The sequence below is a fragment of the Pseudomonas tensinigenes genome, from assembly GCF_014268445.2.
Lineage (GTDB): Bacteria > Pseudomonadota > Gammaproteobacteria > Pseudomonadales > Pseudomonadaceae > Aquipseudomonas > Aquipseudomonas tensinigenes.
This window is the reverse complement of sequence record NZ_CP077089.1, coordinates 3,437,487-3,458,985: the sequence shown is the minus strand read 5'-3', so window position 1 is coordinate 3,458,985 and position 21,499 is coordinate 3,437,487. Positions and strand designations below refer to the sequence as shown.

Annotated in this window: 21 protein-coding genes; 12 read left to right on the top strand and 9 right to left on the bottom strand. The window is 58.6% G+C overall.

Annotated features, from left to right (window positions below; genetic code table 11):
* The first annotated feature begins 121 nt into the window (after positions 1 to 121).
* On the top strand, positions 122 to 1,036 hold the full coding sequence (locus HU718_RS15190; RefSeq protein ID WP_186615179.1) for a LysR family transcriptional regulator: 915 nt from the start codon (positions 122 to 124) through the stop codon (positions 1,034 to 1,036).
* A 51-nt stretch (positions 1,037 to 1,087) separates the two neighbouring features.
* On the opposite strand, the gene HU718_RS15185 is transcribed toward HU718_RS15190, so the two are convergent.
* The 5 genes from HU718_RS15185 to HU718_RS15165 form a co-directional block, all read right to left on the bottom strand.
* Positions 1,088 to 4,177, bottom strand: a complete 3,090-nt coding sequence (locus HU718_RS15185) for an efflux RND transporter permease subunit (protein ID WP_186615181.1) — start codon at positions 4,175 to 4,177, stop codon at positions 1,088 to 1,090.
* Positions 4,174 to 5,283: an efflux RND transporter periplasmic adaptor subunit gene (locus tag HU718_RS15180; RefSeq protein WP_186615183.1), complete on the bottom strand. Its 1,110-nt coding sequence runs from the start codon at positions 5,281 to 5,283 to the stop codon at positions 4,174 to 4,176. The genes HU718_RS15185 and HU718_RS15180 overlap by 4 nt, the downstream gene beginning before the upstream one ends.
* A 125-nt stretch (positions 5,284 to 5,408) precedes the next feature.
* A complete protein-coding gene (locus HU718_RS15175; RefSeq protein WP_186615184.1) occupies positions 5,409 to 6,680 on the bottom strand; it encodes an OmpP1/FadL family transporter in 1,272 nt (423 codons plus the stop codon).
* 200 nt (positions 6,681 to 6,880) lie between these two features.
* Positions 6,881 to 7,507, bottom strand: coding sequence for a TetR/AcrR family transcriptional regulator (locus tag HU718_RS15170; protein ID WP_186615186.1), 627 nt, complete (start codon positions 7,505 to 7,507; stop codon positions 6,881 to 6,883).
* A gap of 99 nt (positions 7,508 to 7,606) precedes the next feature.
* Complete coding sequence (locus tag HU718_RS15165; protein WP_186615188.1) at positions 7,607 to 7,969, bottom strand: winged helix-turn-helix transcriptional regulator; 363 nt, start codon at positions 7,967 to 7,969, stop codon at positions 7,607 to 7,609.
* Between the two features lie 112 nt (positions 7,970 to 8,081).
* Between HU718_RS15165 and HU718_RS15160 the strand changes: the two genes are divergently transcribed.
* Both HU718_RS15160 and HU718_RS15155 read left to right on the top strand, forming a co-directional pair.
* A complete protein-coding gene (locus HU718_RS15160) occupies positions 8,082 to 8,816 on the top strand; it encodes an SDR family NAD(P)-dependent oxidoreductase (protein ID WP_186615190.1) in 735 nt (244 codons plus the stop codon).
* A 68-nt stretch (positions 8,817 to 8,884) separates the two neighbouring features.
* Positions 8,885 to 9,484 (top strand): NADPH-dependent F420 reductase, encoded by a 600-nt coding sequence (locus tag HU718_RS15155; RefSeq protein ID WP_186615192.1) that lies wholly within the window; start codon positions 8,885 to 8,887, stop codon positions 9,482 to 9,484.
* A gap of 135 nt (positions 9,485 to 9,619) precedes the next feature.
* Here the strand turns inward: HU718_RS15155 and HU718_RS15150 are convergent, their stop codons facing one another.
* On the bottom strand, positions 9,620 to 10,786 hold the full coding sequence (locus tag HU718_RS15150) for an MFS transporter (RefSeq protein ID WP_186615194.1): 1,167 nt from the start codon (positions 10,784 to 10,786) through the stop codon (positions 9,620 to 9,622).
* Positions 10,787 to 10,880: 94 nt separating this feature from the next.
* Here HU718_RS15150 and HU718_RS15145 point away from each other — a divergent pair, with 94 nt between their 5' ends.
* Positions 10,881 to 11,786, top strand: coding sequence for a LysR family transcriptional regulator (locus tag HU718_RS15145; protein WP_186615196.1), 906 nt, complete (start codon positions 10,881 to 10,883; stop codon positions 11,784 to 11,786).
* 307 nt (positions 11,787 to 12,093) lie between these two features.
* On the opposite strand, the gene HU718_RS15140 is transcribed toward HU718_RS15145, so the two are convergent.
* A complete protein-coding gene (locus HU718_RS15140; protein ID WP_186615198.1) occupies positions 12,094 to 13,524 on the bottom strand; it encodes an aldehyde dehydrogenase family protein in 1,431 nt (476 codons plus the stop codon).
* Between the two features lie 123 nt (positions 13,525 to 13,647).
* On the opposite strand from HU718_RS15140, the gene HU718_RS15135 reads away from it, so the two are divergent.
* From HU718_RS15135 to HU718_RS15115, 5 genes are all read left to right on the top strand, one after another.
* On the top strand, positions 13,648 to 14,550 hold the full coding sequence (locus HU718_RS15135; RefSeq protein ID WP_186615201.1) for a LysR family transcriptional regulator: 903 nt from the start codon (positions 13,648 to 13,650) through the stop codon (positions 14,548 to 14,550).
* A 126-nt stretch (positions 14,551 to 14,676) separates the two neighbouring features.
* Positions 14,677 to 15,501 carry an AraC family transcriptional regulator gene (locus HU718_RS15130; protein ID WP_186615203.1) on the top strand — a complete coding sequence of 275 codons (825 nt, stop codon included), beginning with the start codon at positions 14,677 to 14,679 and terminating at the stop codon, positions 15,499 to 15,501.
* 71 nt (positions 15,502 to 15,572) lie between these two features.
* The gene (locus HU718_RS15125; protein WP_186615205.1) at positions 15,573 to 15,959 is read left to right on the top strand and encodes a cupin domain-containing protein; all 387 of its coding nucleotides are present in this window, start codon (positions 15,573 to 15,575) and stop codon (positions 15,957 to 15,959) included.
* A 57-nt stretch (positions 15,960 to 16,016) separates the two neighbouring features.
* The gene (locus tag HU718_RS15120; protein WP_077572920.1) at positions 16,017 to 16,238 is read left to right on the top strand and encodes a hypothetical protein; all 222 of its coding nucleotides are present in this window, start codon (positions 16,017 to 16,019) and stop codon (positions 16,236 to 16,238) included.
* A 275-nt stretch (positions 16,239 to 16,513) separates the two neighbouring features.
* Complete coding sequence (locus tag HU718_RS15115) at positions 16,514 to 17,017, top strand: cupin domain-containing protein (RefSeq protein WP_186615207.1); 504 nt, start codon at positions 16,514 to 16,516, stop codon at positions 17,015 to 17,017.
* Between the two features lie 190 nt (positions 17,018 to 17,207).
* Here the strand turns inward: HU718_RS15115 and HU718_RS15110 are convergent, their stop codons facing one another.
* Entirely contained in the window at positions 17,208 to 17,597 is a 390-nt protein-coding gene (locus tag HU718_RS15110) for a winged helix-turn-helix transcriptional regulator (protein ID WP_123594701.1), read from the bottom strand.
* A gap of 113 nt (positions 17,598 to 17,710) precedes the next feature.
* Here HU718_RS15110 and namA point away from each other — a divergent pair, with 113 nt between their 5' ends.
* Positions 17,711 to 18,751, top strand: a complete 1,041-nt coding sequence (namA, locus tag HU718_RS15105; protein ID WP_186615209.1) for an NADPH dehydrogenase NamA — start codon at positions 17,711 to 17,713, stop codon at positions 18,749 to 18,751.
* A 40-nt stretch (positions 18,752 to 18,791) separates the two neighbouring features.
* On the top strand, positions 18,792 to 19,175 hold the full coding sequence (locus HU718_RS15100; protein WP_127927545.1) for a nuclear transport factor 2 family protein: 384 nt from the start codon (positions 18,792 to 18,794) through the stop codon (positions 19,173 to 19,175).
* 131 nt (positions 19,176 to 19,306) lie between these two features.
* Here HU718_RS15100 and HU718_RS15095 read toward each other — a convergent pair whose 3' ends face one another.
* Entirely contained in the window at positions 19,307 to 20,317 is a 1,011-nt protein-coding gene (locus tag HU718_RS15095) for a zinc-dependent alcohol dehydrogenase family protein (RefSeq protein ID WP_186615211.1), read from the bottom strand.
* 172 nt (positions 20,318 to 20,489) lie between these two features.
* On the opposite strand from HU718_RS15095, the gene HU718_RS15090 reads away from it, so the two are divergent.
* Positions 20,490 to 21,404, top strand: a complete 915-nt coding sequence (locus HU718_RS15090) for a LysR family transcriptional regulator (protein ID WP_095126008.1) — start codon at positions 20,490 to 20,492, stop codon at positions 21,402 to 21,404.
* Positions 21,405 to 21,499: the final 95 nt, after the last annotated feature.

Here is a 21,499-nt window from a genome sequence, read left to right as displayed (position 1 = left end):
GGGGCCATAGTTGAACGTTTATTACGATGAAACAAATTAGCAACCATCGTTTTTTTCGATGGCACAATCAGGCATTCGTTAGCCGCTCCAAACCTTTATTTTCGACCCGGGAGTTCACCGCTTGCGCTTCTCACTCGATCAACTGCTGATGTTCGTCCAAGTGGTCAAAAGCGGATCGTTTTCCGCCGCCGGGCGCCAACTGGGCAAGACCCAATCGACCATCAGCGCGGCGATTGCCAACCTCGAAACTGACCTCGGTGTCGACCTGTTCGACCGCAGCAACCGCAGCCCCGCCCTCACCGCCAGCGGCCACAAATTGCTGGTGCAGGCCGAAGCCGTGCTCGAACGCTGCATGACCTTCGAAGCCCACGCCGATTGCCTTTCGGACAACGTCGAAACCAGCCTGACGCTCGCCATTGAAACGCCGTATGGCCCGATCATGCCGGTGCTAAAAGCCTTCGAAGCCGCGTTCCCCTTTGTCGATCTGATCATCCGCCATCCGGTGTATGGCGACGTCAGCGAACTGGTCAGCAGCGGTGAAGCGGTACTCGGCGTGGCGTTTTCGCAGCCTGGCTATCCCAAGGAACTGGCGTTCCAGCAACTGGGCAAACTGATCATGCTGCACGTCTGCCACCCCGACCATCCATTGGCGCAACTCGACAACGTCACCTTCGACGACCTGCACGTCCATCGCCGCCTGGCCTTCAGCGCCCACGCAAGCAAACTGCCGAGCAGCGAATACCTGCGCTCTACCCAGTTGTGGCAAGCGGAAAGCTATCTGGCGTTATTGGAAATGGTCCGCGCCGGGCTCGGTTGGGCCACCCTGCCCCGTCAGCTTGTTCAGCGCGAATTGGCCAAGGGTGAATTGGTGGAACTTCAGCTCTCGGCGTATCCGCATACGGACTGGCAGATTGGTGTGGATTTGTTGTGGGCGCGGCGACGGCCGCTGGGCAAGGCGGAGCGGTGGCTGAAGGAGAAATTGCAGGGCAACAAGGTGTATGAGCTGGATCGCAACGGGCAGATCACCACGCTTTGACGCGGGGACAAAGAGGCCCGCGAAAGCGGGCCTCGATTGCAGGCGTTGTCACTACGCCAGTTTGACTGTTTCGGTCTGAACCTTGTGCTCAGGGCGGATCTTGAACCAGATCGAATACATCGCCGGCAGGAACACCAGCGTTATGATAGTGCCGACGAATGTGCCGCCGATCAGGGTGTAGGCCAGCGTGCCCCAGAACACCGAGTGTGTCAGGGGGATAAAGGCCAGGATGGCCGCCAGCGCCGTCAGCAGTACCGGCCGCGCACGTTGCACCGTGGCCTCGACCACGGCGTGGAACGGGTCCAGACCCTCCAGCGTGTTGTGATGAATTTGCCCGATCAGAATCAGCGTGTTGCGCATCAGGATTCCTGACAGTGCAATCAACCCGACCAGTGCATTGATGCCAAACGGCTGATTGAAGATCAGCAGTGTCGGCACCACGCCAATCAAGCCTAGTGGCGAGGTGAGGAAGACCATGATCATCGCCGCGATCGAACGCACCTGCACCATGATGATCAGCAACGTCATGGCGATCATGATCGGCAGCAAGGGCAAGATCGCCTTGCCCGCTTTGCCGGACTCCTCGATGGCACCCGCCTGCTCGATCCGGTAACCGGAAGGCAGTTTTTCAATGATCGGCTGCAACTGTTTGAGGATCACGCTCGAAACATCCGGTGGCTGCAAGCCTTCGGCAATGTCGCCACGCACGGTGATGGTTGGCGAGCGATCACGGCGTCGCAGAATCGGATCTTCCATGCGCACATCGACCTCGCCGATCTGCGACAGCGGAATGCGTTGCCCCGCTGCGCCGACCAGGGTGAAGCCTTTGATTTGCGCCGGGTCGAGCCTGATATTGCCCGCTGCACGTCCGACGACCTGCACAGAACGAATATCCTCGCGCACCGCCGTGATCGGCACGCCGCTGAGCAGAAACTGCAATTGCTGGGCGACCGCATTGGAGGTCAGCCCCACTGCCTGCAGACGGTCCTGATCGAGACTGAAATGCAAGGTCGGGGTCAGCGGCCCCCAATCGGTGTTCACCGTTCTCATCATCGGGCTGTCTTGCATCACGCCGCGGACTTGCTCGGCGATATCGCGCAACTTCGCCGGCTCAGGCCCCATCACCCGGTAGGCAACCGGAAACGGCGAATAAGGACCAAAGACAATTTGCGTGGCCCGCACACGGGCTTCCGGCGCGAGGCCTTCAGCCACCGCTTCGCGCAAGTGCAACTTGAGGGTTTCGCGCGCTTCCTGACTGTCCGTGAGCACGACAATTTTCGCAAACGAGGGATCGGGTAATTCCGGCGCCATCGCCAGGAAGAAACGCGGCGCACCTTGGCCGATATAGGCCGTGACGATTTTTGCCTCGTCCTGCTTGTGCAACCAGGCCTCAACCTTGGCGGCCGTGGCGCTGGTCTGCTCGATCGAAGTCCCATAGGGCATTTGCACCTCGATCATCACCTCGGGACGGTCGGAGGTCGGAAAGAACTGTTTCTTCACCAGCCCCATGCCTGGCACGGCGACGAAAAACAGCGCGACCACCGTGCCCGCCACCAACCATTTACGCGCAATCACGGCAGTCAGCAGCCGGCGAAAGCGGTTGTAATTCGGCGTGTTGTAGATCGCTGCGTGGCCACCTTCGACCTTCTTGATGTCCGGCAACAATTTCACGCCCAGATACGGGGTGAACGCCACCGCGACGACCCAGGACGCGATCAGCGCGATGCCGACAATCCAGAACATGTTGCTGGTGTACTCGCCGGCAGTGGACTGGGCAAAACCGTTCGGCAAGAAACCGATTGCGGTCACCAGCGTACCGGACAGCATCGGCGCCGCCGTATGGCTCCAGGCATACGCGGACGCTTTGATGCGGTCGTAGCCCTCCTCCATTTTCACCACCATCATTTCAATGGCGATGATCGCGTCATCGACCAACAGCCCGAGCGCGAGGATCAATGAGCCGAGGGTAATGCGATCGAAGTTTTTGCCGGTGGCCGCCATCACGACAAACACGATCGCCAGGGTCAACGGCACAGCCGCGGCGACCACCACCCCGACCCGCCAGCCCATACTCAGAAAGCAAACGAGCATGACCACCAGCAGCGCGACAAAAAACTTGACCATGAACTCGCCGACCGCCGAGTCGATATTGACTGCCTGGTCGGTGACTTTGGCGAGGGTCATGCCCAGTGGTATTTCCGCATTAATCCGCGCGGTCTCGGCATCCAGCGCCTTGCCCAGATCCAGACCGTTCCAGCCCTCGCGCATCACCACACCCAGCAGCAGCGCGTCTTCACCGTTATTACGCACAAAAAAAGTCGCCGGATCTTCATAACCGCGTTCGACCGTCGCCACATCAGAGAGCTTGAGTGTGCGCCCCTGCACGAAGACCGGCGTGTCGCGAATTTTCTGCACCTTGTCGAAGGCACCGTCGAGACGCAGAAACACCTGCGGCCCATTGGTTTCGATGGAGCCGGCGGGCGTCAGCACGTTCTGACTGTTCAGCGCAGCGAAAATGTCTTGCGGCGACAAGCCGAGGGTCGCCAAGCGGTCATGGGAGAACGAAACGTAGATGCGCTCGGCTTGCTCACCAATGATGTTGACCTTCTTCACCCCAGGCACATGCAGCAGACGCTGGCGCATGGCTTCCGCATCACGCACCAGCAAGCGCTGTGGCTCGCCTTTGGCTTTCAAGGCGAACAGCGCGAAAGTTACGTCGGAAAACTCATCGTTGACCATCGGCCCGATCACACCGGCCGGCAACCTGATGGCTTCATCGTCGAGTTTCTTGCGCGCTTGATAGAACTCTTCCTGCACTTGCGACGGCGGCGTGCTATCGAGCAACGACACCATCGTGAACGCCAGTCCAGGGCGTGTGTAGGTTTCCGAGCGGTCGTACCACTTGAGTTCTTGCAGGCGCTTTTCAAGGGGTTCGGCGACCTGATCCTGCATCTCTTGCGCCGTCGCGCCCGGCCACGCGGTAATCACGGTCAACTGCTTGACCGTGAACGGTGGATCCTCCGCACGTCCCAACTGAAAGAACGACAACGTCCCTGCAACGGCAATCAGAAAAATCAGAAACACCGTGATCGCCCGCTCGCGCACGGCGATGGCCGAAAGGTTGAATCGCCCGTGGCTCATGGACGACTCCCGGCAACGCTGGCTTCGCTCTGTTGCGGTAATCGCACCGCTTCGCCATCGCGCAGCAGATGGGCGCCCAACGCTACAACCTGCTCACCGGCAGTGAGGTCACCAGCGATACGCGCCGAATCATCGCTCAACCCCAGCACCTGAACCGCTCGCCAGGTCACTGTTGCCGGTGTTCCGGCGATCACCCAAACACCGGGGCCTTTGCCCGGGTCGTAAACGGCGCCGATGGGGACTTGTAACGCCTGTGTCTGGGTGGCGCCTTCGGCAATGCTGAGGGTTACGGTCGCACCGATTGGCGCATTGGCCAGCGCACCTTCGAGCACATAGCGCGCCTCGAACGTGCGCGTGGTGCGGTCTGCCGAGTCCGAAAGCAGCCGCAGTTTTGCCGTCACCGCCGCAGAATTCACCCCATAGAGGCTGGCTCGCGCGGTGGATCCTGCTGCCGGACGCAACGTTTCGGGCAGATGCACGATGGCTTCACGTTGACCTGCGCGCGCCAAGCGCACCACCTGTTGTCCCGGGCTGACGACTTGTCCAGGTTCGGCAAGGGTTTCCACCACCACGCCGTCCGCATCAGCAACCAGCAACGCATAACCTGAAGCATTGCGCGCTACGTCCGCTTGCGCTTGCGCGGCGTTGAGCTGCGCCTTTGCAGTCTCCGCAGCGGCTCTGTACTGGTCGTAAGCTGATGCCGAAATGGCGCCAACGCCGACCAGTTTGCGATAGCGAGCCTCGTCGTCGGCTGTCTGTTTGGCGCTGGCGCGAGCAGCAATGACCGCCGCCTGCTGCGCCCGCGCTTGCAGTCCGAGGTCGATCGGGTCGAGACGTATCAACGGCTGCCCTTGCTTCACGGCCTGTCCTGTATCAACCAGGCGCTCGAGCACCTTGCCCGCTACGCGAAACCCCAGGTCGCCCTGAACGCGCGCCGCGACCACGCCCGTGAAAGAGCGAGCGACATCGGGTGACACTTGGACCGCAGCGGCTCTGACCAGCGGCGCCTGCGTACGGGGATCTGCAACGGAGGAAGAATCGCCACAGGCGGTCAGGGCAAGAGGCAACAAGCATGCGGCAATGGGGAAAGGTCGGAGCCGGCGCATAGGTTCCCTTACTGAGGAATAGGATGATCATCATATTCTCAGGCTTGTGACCAATATCGTCAATAGTCACAATCCCCATCCTGACCACCTGCAAGATCGAACCACGAATCGACCGACAGGCCCGACTAAAAACGGTAGCTCACCGAAGTCCCGAGCCCGCTCGCACTATTCTTGTATCTGGCACTGTAGGCACCTCTCGATGCCGAGGTGTCGTTGACCTCGACGCTCTCCTCCCAAAGGTAGGAATAGGCCAGGTCGACCGTGACATTTTCCACGGGCGTCCAGCCGGCACCGAAGCTGATCACCTTGCGGTCGCCCGTCGGAATGCGCGGGCCTCGATTGGTGTTGTTAGCCGGTGACTGATCAACCGAGAAACCGGCGCGCAGCACCCATTGGTTATTCAATTGGTAGGCTGCACCGATCGCGTGAGCCCAGGTGTCGTGCCAGTTCTGCTCTTCGCTGATCGTCCCCAACTGGCCATTCAGCAACGGCGGCAAGCCACTGTTCTCGATCGTCAGCTCCTTGAAGCGGCTCCAGCGCGTCCAGGTACTGCCGACATAAAGCGTCCAGTCGTTATTGAATTGATGCGTGACCGAAACGTCCACCGACTCCGGCGTGTCCACGTCCAGCGAGGCGTCATAGCTGCGGCCGCTGACGCCGAGCACGTTGAAGATGCCATCGGTGACCTTGGTTTTCGCATCCAAGTGGTAACTGACCTTGGAGTGGTAGGTCAGCCCCACGCGGGTCTGATCTGTCGCCTGCACCAGCACACCGGCGTTGAAGCCCAGCGCGGTGTCATCGCCGGTGCTTTTGAGCTTGCCGTCATTACGCCCCGGGCTCAGTGGATTGGGAACCATGCCCGATATCTCGCCGCTGATACGGTTAATGGTCGGACCGAAGCCGATCGAAACTTTTTCGTTAAAGGCGTAGCTGATGGTCGGCTGGAACGTCAGCGTGGTGACTTCACTCTTGTTGGCGTAATAGCGTCCGGCAAAACCACTGCCGTAGTCGGTGATCAACCCGAACGGTACATAAAATCCGACGCCGAATGCCCAGTGGTCATCAATCGGTTTGACGTAATACCCCATCGGCACGGTGGTCGTGGGCACCATGTCGCCGTCTTCCTTGCCACCGAACGTACTGCGCGTCCGGCTGATATCAGACTTGGCGAACAGTGTCGCCGCGCCCACGCTGACCTGCTCTCGTTTAAGCCGCGCCATGCCCGCCGGGTTGCCGTAGATCGTACTGGCGTCTTCGGCTGATGAAGAGCGCCCGGCAAAACCGGAGCCCATCCCGCTGATGCTTTGTTCGTTGAGTGCAAAGCCACCGGCAAACACATTGGAAGACGCAAGCACGAAGGCCAGGCACACGGGGCTCTTGAGCATTGTTTTTTTCATTATTGGACTCTATGGAGATCACTGGAATAGAACATCGAGCACTACAGCGAAGCCATATTATCCATGTGACCAATTCAGTCAATAGTCACGCAGAGCTAAATTCAACGCCCTCCCCGGCACTCAAGTACCGGGAACTGGAAACTTCATAAGGGGGATGTCGCCTTGACTCGAATCGCCTGAAAACCTTGCTCAGCGATGGGTCAAGGCATGAGGCTGCGCAGGATGAGGTTGGTAGTCAGCGTGGGCGCTTGCTCGATGAGATCCAGATTGTGTTGCAGCAGCAGCGGATTGACGAAAGGTCGCAACGCCAGATTGATCGCCTCGACGGTCTCGTCCAGCGGTGTCTTGCGCTCGAACTCCCCCGCTTCTCGACCTTGACGCACGATGTCGAGGATAAAGCCCTGGATCTGCGTTTCATACACCTGGGCGCTGTTCCAGCGTTCCGATGCGGAAAACGCCGCGATGTCGTAGAGCTTGCGGTCGTTGAAGAACAGGTCCACACCCGTAGCGATCACGGTTTTCACCAACCTGCGCAAACGCTCGGTCGCTGAAAGCGCTTCTGCGTTGACCGCGTGCTCGACTGCTGCAGCGATCTGGCCCAGGCAGTTGGCGCAAATGGCATCGCCAATTGCCTGCTTGGAATCAAAAAATTTATAGATGTACGCCTTGGAAAAACCGATGGCCTTGGCCAGGTCGGAAACCGTGGTTTTACCGTAGCCGTATTGGCTGAAATGCGCGTTGGCCGCGGCGACAATCTGGTCACGAATGTCGTGTTCGGCGGGGCCGCGAGTGCTCGGCGAGGAGGTAGAGAGGGATGGCTGATTCATGGGGGCAGCTTACTCATCCTGTCGGTGACTGACAACGTGTGACGCTAGATGAAGCGTTGTCACAAAACATGCAGTCAGGTGCACGTCGCCATGCACCCGCTAAGCCAAAGCGTCGCGCTCGGCGAAGATACCAGCCACCTGCCCCGCGTTCTCGGTTCCCCAGGCGCACAGCGGCATGATTGCTTCCGCCAGGCTGCGACCGAGCGGGGTCAGCGCGTAGTCCACACGCGGCGGCACCTCCTTGTAGTCGTTGCGCGCCAGCACTTGATCGGCCTCCAGATACTTCAATTGCTGGATCAGCACTTTGTCGCTGACGCCCGGGATCAAACGCTTTAGTTCGCCGTAACGCTTCGGGCCGTCGCGCAGAAAAAACAGGACAAGTGGTTTCCACTTGCCGGAGATGATGCGCAGCGTGGCGTTGAGCCCGCAACCGGTGCCACAGATTTCAGAGTTCTTCGTCATTTTTTGATACTTACCAAAAGGTGCATACTTGTCCTTAGGTTATCAGGCCCGCATCCTTGACCTCAAGCAAGCAGTCCCTGCTTGAAGATAACGCCAACGAAGGATGCATGACATGACCAGACTGAATGGCAAGACTGCCGTAATCACCGGCGGCGCTACCGGCATCGGCCTCGCTGCGGCAAAGCGCTTCATCGAGGAAGGTGCCTTTGTTTTCATTTTCGGCCGCCGGCAGGACGCACTCGATGCTGCTGTCGCCGAGCTTGGGCCCAATGCCCGTGCGGTAAAGGGGTCGGTCTCCGAGCAGTCCGATCTGGACCGGCTGTACGCGGCGGTAAAGGCTGAGCGCGGAACCCTCGACATCGTCTTCGCCAATGCAGGCGCCGGCAACCAGCTGCCGCTTGGCAAGATCACTGCTGAACACATCGACGAGATTTTCGACACCAACGTGAAGGGCTTGATCTTCACGGTTCAAAAGGCACTGCCGCTGATGGGCCCTGGTGCTTCGATCATTCTGACCGGGTCGAGCGCCGGCACCACGGGCGCTCCGGCATTCAGCGTCTACAGCGCGAGCAAGGCTGCCGTGCGCAACCTCGCCCGGACCTGGGCGCAGGACCTCAAAGGCACCGGCATTCGCGTCAACGTACTTTCCCCCGGGCCGACGGCGACCGAACTTGCCAAGGCAGCGCTAGGCGAAGAAGGCATGAAGGTATTCGCTTCGATGAATCCGCTCGAGCGGATGGCCGACCCGGCGGAAATCGCAGCGGCAGCTGTGTTTCTCGCGTCGCAGGACAGCAGCTTCATGACCGCCAGTGAAGTCGCTGTCGACGGCGGTCTTGCGCAAATCTGACACGCTACGCCCAGCCGCGCACCTTCGGTGTTCGGCGCCCGTTGGGGTGGCTAACCTGAGGAACTCCCATGAAGTACGCAATTATCGGCTTTGGCAAACTTGGCCAGGCACTGGCCAGGGCATTCGCCCGAAGCGGCATTGAAGTGTCCGTTGCAACCACCCGCGACCCGCAGGACTTTGCCGCCGTAGCAGCGGCGATCGGCCCCGGGATCGCTCCCGCAACCCTTACGCAAGCGATCAAGGCAGACATCATTTTTTTGGCTGTGCGTTTTGAGTCTCACCGGGATGTCGCGAAGGCGCTGGCGAACTGGGAAGGCAAAATCCTCATCGATGTGACCAATGCCTACGGTGTGCCTCCCGAGGATCTGGGAGGCCAGCCTTCTTCCACAGTCATCGCACAGGCTTTCACGGGTGCAAGACTGGTCAAGGGGTTCAACCATCTGGTCGCCGGCGTGCTTGACCAGGATCCGGCGATTCAGGGAGGCAAGCGAGTCGTGTTTCTGGCGAGCGACGATGAAGCCGCTGCCGGGGAAGTCGCCACGCTTGCGGAAAATCTCGGTTTCTCACCGATCAGACTTGGTGGGCTGGCGGAAGGTGGACTGCTGGTGCAGGCGCGGGGAAATAACTGGGGACCATTGATTTTCAAGGATCTGGTCAAGTTCGACTGATGGGTCGGTGATTGCGGCCGGCGGCATGAGGCACGGGAGTCGCCTCACGCCGCACTAGCCTGCGACCGAATCAAAGCAGGATCATTTGCGCCCGCCACCCATAGAGGGTGACCAATCACTTCTCCCCCACCTTCGTCACGCCACCGCCGCTTCAAGCGTCCTGGAACGCCACGCAAACCCCAACACCATCAGCAACCCCAGGCCCGCCATTGCCGCGCCAGCCAGGGAGATCGCCGGATAACCCAGCCCGCTGCTGATCACCGCGCCGCCAAGCGCTGCGCCAATCGCATTGCCGAAGTTGAAGGCGCCGATGTTCACCGCCGAGGCCAGATTGGGCGCGTCCTTGGCCGCTTCCATGACACGCATCTGCAGCGGCGGCACCAGGGCGAAGCTGGCAATACCCCAGATCAGGATGGCCACAGCGGCTGGCAGCGGCCAGCGCATCAGTACGGTGAACGCCAACAAGACGACAATCAGTACACTCAGCGAGACGATCAGGGTGCGATCGATCGAGCGGTCAGCGGCCTTGCCGCCCCACATGTTCCCCAGCGTCAACCCGACACCGTAAAGCATCAGCATGGCGGTGATGAAGGCGGTGGACGCATGGGTCTCGCTGCTGAGGATCGGCGCGATGTAGGTGAAGACGGTGAACATGGCACTCGAGCCAACCACGGTCAGGGCCAGCGCGGCCAGCACCGGGCCGCGCCCCAATACTCGAATTTCCGCCATGACACCGACACTTTGCGGCGCCCGTACGTTGGGCAAGGCGAACCACAACGCGGCCATGGTCACCACGCCCAGGCCGGTAATCCCCCAGAAAGCCGTGCGCCAACCGAACAGTTCGCCAAACCAGGCAGCCAGCGGCACACCGCCGATGGTCGCCAGGGTCAGACCCATGAACATCGCCGCCACTGCCCCGGCGCGTTTTTCCGGGGCAACCAGGGTGGCGGCGACGACGGAGCCAACGCCAAAGAAGGCACCGTGGTTCAGCGAGGTCACGACCCTGGCAACCATGAGGCTGTAGTAATCGGTGGCCAGGGCCGACATCAGATTACCGAGGGTGAAAATCGCCATGAGCCCGATCAGCAGATAGCGCCGGGGAATCTTGCCGGTGGTCAGGGTCATCAGTGGTGCGCCGAGCAATACGCCCAGCGCATAAGCACTGACCAGCAAACCGGCAGCGGGAATGGAAACACCCAGATCCGCAGCGATACCCGGCAACATGCCCATGGGGGCGAATTCTGTGACGCCGATGCCGAAGGCACCGATGGCGAGTGCAACAAGTGGTGGATTGATACGCATGGAAAGCTCCTTATCTATGCCGCCAATGCTACGATCCCGTCTTTTCAGGCGGTAGATAGCATTTTTGGCAATCACCTTTGCGTAGGAGGCACAAGTGGATTTCAACGGCAGGTCAGGTGAAATGAGCGTGTTCACCACCGTGGCCCAGGAAGGCAGCCTGTCGGCCGCCGCGCGTGCGCTGGGCCTGACACCTTCGGCAGTCAGCAGGATCATTGCGCGCACCGAGCAACGGCTTGGCACTCGCCTGCTGCTGCGCACCACCCGGGCGATCACCTTCACGGCCGAGGGCGAAGCGTTCTTGCGCGGCGCCCGGCGTATCCTCGCCGACATGGACGAGGTCGAAGAAGCCATCGCCGACCAAGGCGTGCCCAGAGGGCGATTGCGCGTCAGCGCCGCCCTTGGCCATGGACGCCTGGCCATTGTTCCCTTGGTCGCGGCCTTCAGCGCCCGTTACCCGAACATCGTCGTAGACCTCAACCTCGGCGACGAAGTGGTCGATATTCTCGGCGGGCAAGCCGACGTCGCGGTGCGCTTTGGCCATCTGCCCGACAGCCCGCTGACCGCACGCAGGATCGGCACCACCGGCCAGGTCGTGGTGGCATCGCCCGAGTATCTTCAGCGTCACGGCATCCCGCAGGAACCGGAAGACCTGCTCCAACACAACTGCCTGCGCTTCAATTTCCGCCGTGCCGAACCCAACTGGCCATTCATCCGCGATGGCAAATCGTTTGCCCTGAAGGTCAGCGGCAACATCGAATGCAGCAGTGGTGAAGCGCTGGCACAATTCGCGCAAATGGGCGCCGGCATTGCCCGTATCGGGGAGTTCAGCGTGAGCGAGGATCTGCAGCGCGGCGACCTGATTGCGCTGTTGCAAGCGTGGAACCCGGGGGACCAGGAACCGATTCATGCGGTGTTCGTCGGCGGCGCGACGATGCCGGCGCGGGTGCGATTGTTCGTGGACTTCCTGGTGGAACATCACCGGATGTCAGCCGAGACGTAAGCTGATATTTGCAGATATTCGTGAAGCTGAATTCAACACATGTCGGTCTGGAGAGCGTGGATCAACAGAGCACCAAACCGACACCGGATCGCCTACCTTCAGCCCGTATGAGGCTTTACGCATAGTTGCGGTTGACCAAGCGTCAATGGTTTCGTTGAGCGACTTGTGAAACCGCTTCCCATTGGCGCTATAACTGAAGCTCATGAATTGCGCTCCAATCCACGTCCCCTCACGCCCAACAAAGGTTACGTAGCCTTGTACCACTTGCCCCACAGGTACATTGCCAGCGCTCAGGAACCTGACCCCGTCATTTCACCGGGTCATCGCTGATCAACGTCTTCGGCTCCAGATACGCGCTCATCCCCCACCTGCCCATTTCGCGCCCAAGGCCTGAATGTTTGAATCCACCGAAAGGGGCACGTGGTTCGTGGGCCAGGGTGTTGATGAGCACGCGCCCCGCATCGATCTGCCGGGCGACGTTCATACAACGTTCAGCGCTTTTTCCCAACACCAGGGCGCTCAGCCCATAGTCCGTATCGTTGGCAATGCTGATCGCATCGGCATCATCCTCGTAGGGAATGATCGTCAGCACGGGGCCGAAGATTTCCTCACGCGCGATGCGCATCCGGTTGTTGGCATCAGTGAAGATCGTAGGCTTCACGAACCATCCGGCATGCAAGCCTTGCGGGCGACCTTCGCCACCCGCCAGCAACCTCGCGCCTTCTTCCTGGCCGGCACGGATGTAGCGTTGCACTCGTTCCCATTGTTTCTGGCTCACCATCGGACCGATGTCGGTGTCGGTGTTACGCGGATCGCCCGATCGGACCTGTGAGACGCCCTCCTTCGCAATCCGCTCGAACTCTGCCAGCCGGCGGCGCGGCACGAGGATGCGAGTGCCTGCGATGCAAGCCTGGCCGCTGTTGAGAAATCCGGCTTGCAGCACCATCGGCATGACGGCCTGGAAATCCGCATCGTCAAGCACCACGGTGGGCGACTTGCCGCCGAGTTCTAGCGTTACGCGCTTCATGGTGTCCGCACCGGTTTTGACCAGATGTTGGCCGATAGCAGACGAACCCGTGAACGAGATCTTGGCCACGTCGGGATGGCGGGCGATCTCCTCGCCAACCACATCGCCCCGTCCGTTGATGACGTTGAATACGCCCGGTGGCAGCCCCGCTTCATGCAATGCCCTGACCACGACCTGCGTCTGCAACGCGCTCATCTCGCTAGGCTTGATGACGGCGGTGCAGCCGGTCGCCAGCGCCGTGGCCAGTTTGTTGCAGATGAAACCCGCATTACTGTTCCAGGGCGTGATCAGACCGGTCACGCCCACGGGCGTAAGAATGACCCTGGCCATGCCGACCTGTTCCTCGAAATCGAATGCCTCCAGTGCATCGATCGCCTGCGCAATCACCTCGGCCGGATAAGTCGCCATCCAGCGCCCGCGAACCGCAGGCGCGCCGTATTCCACCAGGATGGCTTCCAGCAACTCCTCCTCCCTTGCCGCCATGGCCCGGTGCATGCGGTGCAGTGCCGCAATGCGCTCCTCCCGGCTGGTACGGGCCCACGCCGGGAACGCAACCTTGGCGGCTGCGATCGCGCGCTGTGCGTCCAGTGCATCGCCCAGCCGAACCTGGCCGATGACTTCCTCGGTACTCGGGTTATGAAGATCAAACCATTCCTGACCGTGAGGAAGGACGAACTCGCCGTTGATGTAGATATGTTCAATGCGTTGCATGGCGACTCCTCGCTCAAAAACGACTCGCCTGAATCGAGCCTCTGTGATGGAGTCTAAGAAGGGTTCATTATTCCGATAAGCCATCCTTTGGCTGATGAAGCATCCTTATATTCAGGACAATCCATGCACAGAACAGCAATGACAGAGCTGGAAGTGGTGCTGGCCGTGGCGCGCCGCAGCAGTTTTCGCGGTGCAGCACAGGAGTTGGGCATGTCCACTACCGCCGTGAGCAGCGCGGTGGCCGGCCTGGAAGCACGCCTGAAAGTGCGCTTGTTCAATCGCTCCACGCGCAGCGTTGCCCTCACCGACATCGGCCAACGCTATGTGGCGCGCATCGCCCCTGCGTTGGCACAGATCAAAAGTGCCGGCGAAGAAGCCAGCGTCGGCCCCGATGAACCCAGCGGCACATTGCGCATCAATGCACCGCATGGCGCGGCCTACCTGCTGTTGGATCCGTTATTGAAAATGTACGCTCAGCGCTATCCCGAAGTGCGCATCGACATCGTCAGCGAATCAAGCATGGTCGACATCATCGCCGGTGGTTTCGATGCCGGGATTCGCCTGGCAGAGTCTGTGCCGCAAGACATGATTGCCGTGGCACTCTCAGGTGACATCCGCATGCTCATGGTGGCGACGCCCGAGTACCTCGAACGCCACGGCGTGCCCGAGCATCCGCGAGATCTGCTCACCCACCGGAGCATCGGCATGCGCATGGCCCATGGTGGCCTCTACCAATGGGAATTGGCGTGCGATGGCCAAAAACTGCAGATGGATCTGCCGGTGTGCTTCGCGTCCAACGAGTTGCTGGCCATCAAACAGGCCGCGGTGTCGGGCCTCGGCATTGGGTTCATTTCCGAGTGGTTCATCCAGGAAGAACTGGCGAGTGGCGTCCTGGTGCCGGTGTTGATGCCGTGGTGCCCGTCGTTTGGCGGGTTGAGGCTCTACTACTCGGGCCATCGCTTCGTGCCGGCGCGATTGCGCGCACTGATTGAACTGGCGCAGGAGTTGCGGCCCACTGTGGCTTGATCTGGGCTGAGACTTATCTGAAGATCGCCGGCAAATTTGATGAGGTTGAAAGGTTGCTGTGGGGAAGATGATTTGCGCCAGACAAATTTTCACCACCAACGCGCAGAATCGGGAAGGTACACATTCATGGATCAGAAAAATGGCCAGGCTGGCAATGCCGACTGGGTCATCCGCAGTGTTCAACCTGGAGGTATCGAGCGTATCGAAGCGTGGTTCGGCAGCCACGGCTACGATCCTCATCGACACGACACCTACTCGATCGGCCGTACGTTGGCGGGCGTCCAGAGCTTTCACTACGCAGGCTCGATGCGCCACGGTCTCCCCGGCAATACGCTCGTGCTTCACCCAGACGAACTCCACGATGGTATGGCCGGCACCGATGCAGGCTTTCGTTATCGAATGGCCTACGTCGATCCGGCATTAATCCAGAACGTCCTGGGCGGGGAACCCTTGCCCTTTATCGCTGGGGGACTGTCGAGCGATCCGCGTCTGTTTTATGCCAGTGAAGCATTCGTGCAAGCGGTGGATCATCCACTGGAAACACTGGAGGAACAGGACGCGCTGTATGACTTGGCGATGGCGTTGCGTGCCGTCGCGGGCAAGCCGCGCGGGCGCAAGCGACTGGATTACCGCGCTGCCGAGCGCGCCAGAGCATTCATCCTCGAACATCTGCACACGTGCATTACGCTGGAAATGCTGGAGCACGCCTGTGGGCGCGAGCGCTGGAGCCTGTCACGCGACTTCAGAACACTTTACGGTACGAGCCCTTACCGATTTGTCACCCTGCGCCGTCTGGATCGGTTCCGCGCATTGGTGCTTGAAGGTTTCACCCTGGTGGATGCGGCCCTCGTCGCGGGTTTCCACGATCAAAGTCATATGACGCGACACTTCACCCGCTGCTACGGAGTTCCGCCCATGCGCTGGCTGGAACGATTGCGGGCCGCACGCTGACTTGCAGGATCGTACAAGAGCGCCCTGCTCCATGCTCTTAGGATGGCGACTTCGAACACCGAGGATCCGTCATGTCAAAGCTCTGTCATCAACAATCATCAGTTCCTGTAAACCTGGCACATAAAGCTTCGCTCATCGAACAGCAATGGAGCCCCAGGGTTGTTGCAGAAATGAATGACTACCAGTTCAAGGTTGTGCGAATCGAAGGCGAATTCATCTGGCACTCACATCCTGAGACCGACGAAGCATTTCTTGTCCTGGAAGGCACCTTGCGCATCGACCTGCGGGATGGCTGCGTCTATGTGAATCCGGGTGAACTCTATGTAGTACCCCGTGGCGTCGAACATCGGACAGCTGCTGAAGGTGAAGCAAAACTGATGATGATCGAGCCACGAGGCATTGTGAACACCGGGCATGAAGATGGCGAAAGAACGGCTTTGAACGACGTCTGGATATAATCCAGCGTTATCCATTATCAAAGCCGATGAATTCACGATTTTGCGGGAGATGTGACAGTGCTATCCGATCCAGAGGCGCGCGTAGCACTCAAAGAACTGATTGAAAAATACCTCAAGGGAAGAGATCCCGATTACGACCGTCTGATCGAAATTGTTCAGGATCCTTCGCGGCAAGTTCCGATCAGGGGTGTGCTTGAGGACATTAGACGGTACAACAAGGTCCAGTACACGCAGCAGGACCTAGAACTGATCGACAACCTTTTGTACATGTATGGCTGAGACAGAACGTGCTGGTCGCGGGCAAATGGTTGAAATAGGGTTGCACAGTGAGATGGGCATCCACCTGTGCGGCAACAGGTCGGAAATATCACTCGCCCGGCGCGTCGGCAGACGCGTCAGACCTTCTTTCAGACATCGGCCTGAGTCATGCATCATGACTTCGGTGAACGCTTACGCATCGGGCATGTGAAATTGAAGAGCTGCTGCCGCATAAATGGCAACTCGATTAGCTACGCGAGGCGGGATGCCCGTACAAATACTTTCGGGAGTGAGTAATGAGCAATGACCCCTGTGCTTTAGCTGCGCGCATGATTCGCAACTTCAATGATGTGCCGCTGCAATACGAGCGCCGCGACCCTCTTTACGAGAGCCATGGCGCGCGCCTCGGCACTGACACCGTCGCGCAGAAACTCGGTGCGTCGATGGACATCGTCGCGCCAGGCAAGCGTTCTTGTCCCTACCACTTTCATTATGCTCAGGAAGAGATGTTCGTCATCCTGGAAGGGTTTGGCACCCTGCGCGTGGCGGGTGAAATGTTGCCCATCCGAAGCGGCGACGTCATCTTCATTCCGGCCGGCCCCGAGTATCCGCATCAAATCATCAACACCTCGGATGCGCCGCTGAAGTACCTGTCCATTAGCACCCGAGAAACCCCCGAAGTCTGCCAATACCCGGACTCCGGCAAATATCAGGCGATGGTCACAATCAATGGAGCTCGCGCGTTCACCGCTGTGCAGCGGCTCGGGACTACGCTTGATTATTGGGACGACGAACCATGAGGGGACATCCACATTAGTGATCAGTCAGCCAGGAAGCTCGGTTGCATTCATGATGACGGGCGCCATCATGTCCGGATCCGGCGCAACCAGTTTGATATGGTTTTATCTCGGAATGCGCTTGAGACATTACTGATGTGGGCACCAAACTTCGCATTGATCCCCCCCCTCCACCTCTCACCATCGGCGTGATTCAAGCCAGAGATTCCAACTTGTCGTCACAGACGGCAGAGCGCCTGAGTTCCAGGATCGTGCGTTCATGCACTGCTCCCCACTCTCGCATCGCACTCACCAATGGCGCGAGTGAGTGACCTAACGCTGTAAGCGAATACTCCACTTTGGGTGGCACCTCGCGATAGATTTCGCGATGAATCACCCCGTCAGTCTCCAGTTCTCTCAGTTGGAGTGTGAGCATCCTCTGCGTGATATCTGGAATCAGCCGACGCAGCTCGTTGAAGCGCTTCGTGCCTGACATCAGGTGAAAAAGTATGAGCGATTTCCATTTTCCACCGATGACATCGACAGTGAAGGCGACGGGACAAGCGAAAGCCTCGATTTCATCCTGAGGGTTACATTTTTTCACTGTTATCACCTAGGTATAAAAAGTGTGCCTACCGCACAAAATTGTGCGTACTTACGACAATGTGCTGCAAAAGTTAGCATGGATTCCATATTCACCACTATGGAATCGGACAGATGAGTTTGTTGTTATCACCCTATGAAATTAAGGGCCTCACCCTGAAAAACCGGGTCGTCATGTCCCCTATGTGCATGCACATGGCGGCGGATGATGGTTTCGTCACTGACTGGCACCGCGTTCATTACGGCGCTCGTGCTCTGGGTCAGGTGGCGCTGATTTTTCCCGAAACGCTGGCCATTCAGGCTGACGGTCGTATTGGAGCCGGTGACCTTGGCATCTGGAGCGATGAGCACGTTGTCGGCTTGAAGGCGCTAACAGAATTGCTTCACGGTTTTGGCGCAAAAGCGGGCGCTCAAATCGGCCATGCCGGGCGCAATGCTGACCTGCCCGGTCTGATTCACATCGCGCCATCGGCGATTCCATTTACGCAAACCAGCCCTGTTCCTCGCGAACTTGCGGCTGATGAGATTCCGGGTCTGGTTAAACTTTTTGGCGATGCCGCACGGCGTGCCAGCGACGCTGGGTTCGATGTGCTGGAAATCCATGCCGCGCACGGCTACTTATTGAGTGAGTTCCTTTCGCCGCTGGCCAACAACCGTGACGATGAATATGGCGGTGATGCCAAGCGTCGCTATCGCTTCCTGCGCGAGGTGCTGGAAGAGGTCAAAACTCATTGGGGAGATCGCCCTCTGTTCGTGCGCATCTCCAGTTCTGATTACGCCGAAGGCGGAAACACGCCCGAGTCGTTTCTCGAATATGGTCGCTGGATGAAAGAACAGGGGGTTGACTTGATCGACTGCAGCTCCGGTGGGATCAAAATGGTCAAGGTCGAGACCTACCCGGGTTACCAAGTACCGGCCGCTGAATTACTCCGTAAGGAGTTGCATATAGCAACAGGCGCTGTGGGTGTGATTCAGAGTGGACGTCAGGCTGAAGAAATCTTGCAGAACGGCCGAGCTGATCTGGTGTTTGTCGGGCGGCAAATGCTCCGAGATCCATTCTGGGTTCGCAGCGCTGCAGATGATCTTAAAGAAATCATTGAGATTCCTGCCGCCTACACACGTTATGGATCTGTCTGGCTTGACACCAGAGCCTGATGCCTTTTTTGCACTAATCCTATGAAGCAGGAGCAAGCACATGAGCAAACCGACTTACGTGGAAGAATACCAAGCCATCACCGAGGTGCTTAACCAGTACATTGAGGGCTGCAAGCAGGCCAAAAGCAGCATCATGAAGCCCGCTTTCAGTGAGCAAGCGACCATGTTCAGCGTCGATGGCGACGGTAAGCTGGCGGGCGGCGCAATTTCAATCCTGTTCGACGGGATCGACAAGGGTTTCCGCCCTTCTCCTGATGCACCGGCGGCTATCGTTCGCGTCGAAGTCGTCGGTACGGCGGCTAGCGCTCGCATCGACGCCAACGACATGTCAGGCATCTCTTTCACCGACTTTTTTCATCTGCTGAAAGTTGATGGCAAGTGGACTGTGATTAGCAAGATTTTTCAAACTCATGTAGCGCCTTGATGGAATGGGTCGTCCGACGGCCCCTGCTTATGCGTTGACATCGGAATCTGAGCCTGGCCCGGCTCAGACTCTGGTGGCGAATAAGCTGCGATGAGCGAGAAAAAAGGCGCCAGATTGGCGCCTTCACGTTATCAAGCGACTTTGATAACAACCTTCCCAAACGCTCCCCTCGCGAGATGTTCGTAAGCTTCTCGTGCTTTTTCGAACGGATATACCTGATCGATCACGGGACGGATTTCGTGCTCGTTGAGGAAAGTATTCATCCGGTCGAATGACGAACGCGGCGCCACGGCGATTCCGCGAATGGTTGTCTGGCGGAAAATGAGTGGCATCAGATTGAGTTCAACGGTTTGTCCTGTCAGAAAGCCGATCTGCGCAATACGCCCCGATGCCTTGGTTGCTGCGACCGATTGATTGATGCCACTGCCACCGGCCACATCGAGTAGCAGATCCACGCCCTTGCCTTCGGTCAGCTTCAGCACTTCGTCCGCCCAATTCGGCGTCGTTCTGTAGTTGATGCTCGCCACAGCCCCCAGCCCCTTCACGGTTTGCAAATTCTGGTCGCTGCTCGATGTTGCGATGACCTTCGCGCCAAGCGCAGTAGCAATCTGCACGGCAAATATCGATACACCTCCAGTGCCTTGAACCAATACGGTTTGGCCCGGCTGAATTTGTCCAAAGTCCACCAGCGAATACCAGGCTGTGAGCGCAGCGATGGGCAGTGTTGCCGCCTCTTCGTCGCTCATGTTGTCGGGTGCACCGACGGCGCTGTCTTCATGGATGATCATGTACTCGGCCAGACCGCCGGGCAACGGTGAACCGAAGCAGTAATCGGGTTCGTTCGGCCCTGGCTCGCCATCCAGCCAACGGGAGTAAAGGTGGGAGTTGACGCGATCACCGACTTTAAAGCGCGTGACGTTGTCACCAATCGCAACTACCGTGCCGGCAGCATCGCTCACTGGAATCAGCGGCTTGGGCACCATGTGCGGTTCATAAATGCCGTCGACGATAGCCTTGTCGCGAAAGTTGAGCGAGACAGCGCCGACCTTCACCAGTAACTCGCTAGCCTTGGGTTGCGGGGTCGCAACCTCTCCCAATTGCAGGTTGTCGAGTCCGAAATCTTTCAATAACCAAGCTTTCATTGCCAGTCTCCAATTACACATCAATGGCCACGAACCAGAGCCGGTTCCGCCTCGGGTGCATTTTTCGCTGCTGAAGGCGCGCAATAAATGCGTGGAAAAAGACATGATTGTTCTATTCTTGGATAACAATCATGTTCAACCTTTGATTCATTCGGGTTCATAGGAAAGCGTCATGGAATTGCTTCAATCGATGCGCCTGTTCGCCAGGCTTGCCGAACTTGGCAGCTTTACCAAAGCTGCCGAATCGCTAGACATCGGGCGACCTCAGGTCACTCGATATATCCAGGAGCTGGAAACGTCATTGGGCGTGCGCTTGTTCCAGCGCACCACGAGAAAGGTCGCACTCACCGCCGAGGGCGAGAGATTCTATGAACGGGTACAGGAAATTCTGGCGGGTATTGCTGCTGCGACCTCAATGTTCGATCGATCAGGAGCAACGCTCACAGGCAGGCTGCGCGTCGATATCCCGAGCGCCTTCGCGCAGATGAAATTCATCAATAGCCTTAAAGAATTCACCGTCTGCTACCCCAGTATCAACATGGTTCTGGGCGTGACTGATCGGGCCGTCGACTTGATCGGCGAAGGCGTCGACTGTGCGTTGCGTATCGGCGATCTACCTGATTCGACGTTGATCGCTCGCCCTGTCGCGATGGCGACGATGGTGACGTGTGCCGCGCCCGGGTATTTGAACGAACATGGCGAACCCAAGACACTTGACGATCTGGCCTCCCATCGAGGCGTCAACTTCTTGTCCGGTCAGAGCAACAGAACATTGCCCTGGCATTTTTCGGTAAAAGGTCGGGATCGATCCTTTGTGCCTGACGCCGGCATCACCGTCACCGAGTCGAATGCGTACGTTCAGTGTGGCGTGTCTGGCTTCGGAATAATTCAGGCGCCCGGGATCGCCGTGGCCGAGCATTTGGAAAGTCGCGGTTTGGTGGAGATTCTAAAACCCTATCGGCCAGCCCCTCGCCCGGTGTCGTTGCTATACCCGAGCCGGACTCATCTGGCGCCCCAGGTTCAAGCTTTTATTGAGTGGCTGCAAGAGCGCTTTCCGTACCTTCATTCTGACTGGCTGGAACTCTAGCGATCGAGCTGTGTAAACGGTGCTTACAGGGCGGAACCGGTCCTTTGCAAACGTCCGTTCCTGCCCAATTCACATAACCCCCTTATGTAACCCGA

Bases quoted from the DNA above. Each gene is read 5' to 3' on its own strand.
- HU718_RS15185 (WP_186615181.1), bottom strand. From the start codon at position 4,177: ATGAGCCACGGGCGATTCAACCTTTCGGCCATCGCCGTGCGCGAGCGG.
- HU718_RS15180 (WP_186615183.1), bottom strand. From the start codon at position 5,283: ATGCGCCGGCTCCGACCTTTCCCCATTGCCGCATGCTTGTTGCCTCTT.
- HU718_RS15175 (WP_186615184.1), bottom strand. From the start codon at position 6,680: ATGAAAAAAACAATGCTCAAGAGCCCCGTGTGCCTGGCCTTCGTGCTT.
- HU718_RS15170 (WP_186615186.1), bottom strand. From the start codon at position 7,507: ATGAATCAGCCATCCCTCTCTACCTCCTCGCCGAGCACTCGCGGCCCC.
- HU718_RS15165 (WP_186615188.1), bottom strand. From the start codon at position 7,969: ATGACGAAGAACTCTGAAATCTGTGGCACCGGTTGCGGGCTCAACGCC.
- HU718_RS15160 (WP_186615190.1), top strand. From the start codon at position 8,082: ATGACCAGACTGAATGGCAAGACTGCCGTAATCACCGGCGGCGCTACC.
- HU718_RS15155 (WP_186615192.1), top strand. From the start codon at position 8,885: ATGAAGTACGCAATTATCGGCTTTGGCAAACTTGGCCAGGCACTGGCC.
- HU718_RS15150 (WP_186615194.1), bottom strand. From the start codon at position 10,786: ATGCGTATCAATCCACCACTTGTTGCACTCGCCATCGGTGCCTTCGGC.
- HU718_RS15140 (WP_186615198.1), bottom strand. From the start codon at position 13,524: ATGCAACGCATTGAACATATCTACATCAACGGCGAGTTCGTCCTTCCT.
- HU718_RS15135 (WP_186615201.1), top strand. From the start codon at position 13,648: ATGCACAGAACAGCAATGACAGAGCTGGAAGTGGTGCTGGCCGTGGCG.
- HU718_RS15130 (WP_186615203.1), top strand. From the start codon at position 14,677: ATGGATCAGAAAAATGGCCAGGCTGGCAATGCCGACTGGGTCATCCGC.
- HU718_RS15125 (WP_186615205.1), top strand. From the start codon at position 15,573: ATGTCAAAGCTCTGTCATCAACAATCATCAGTTCCTGTAAACCTGGCA.
- HU718_RS15115 (WP_186615207.1), top strand. From the start codon at position 16,514: ATGAGCAATGACCCCTGTGCTTTAGCTGCGCGCATGATTCGCAACTTC.
- namA (WP_186615209.1), top strand. From the start codon at position 17,711: ATGAGTTTGTTGTTATCACCCTATGAAATTAAGGGCCTCACCCTGAAA.
- HU718_RS15100 (WP_127927545.1), top strand. From the start codon at position 18,792: ATGAGCAAACCGACTTACGTGGAAGAATACCAAGCCATCACCGAGGTG.
- HU718_RS15095 (WP_186615211.1), bottom strand. From the start codon at position 20,317: ATGAAAGCTTGGTTATTGAAAGATTTCGGACTCGACAACCTGCAATTG.
- HU718_RS15090 (WP_095126008.1), top strand. From the start codon at position 20,490: ATGGAATTGCTTCAATCGATGCGCCTGTTCGCCAGGCTTGCCGAACTT.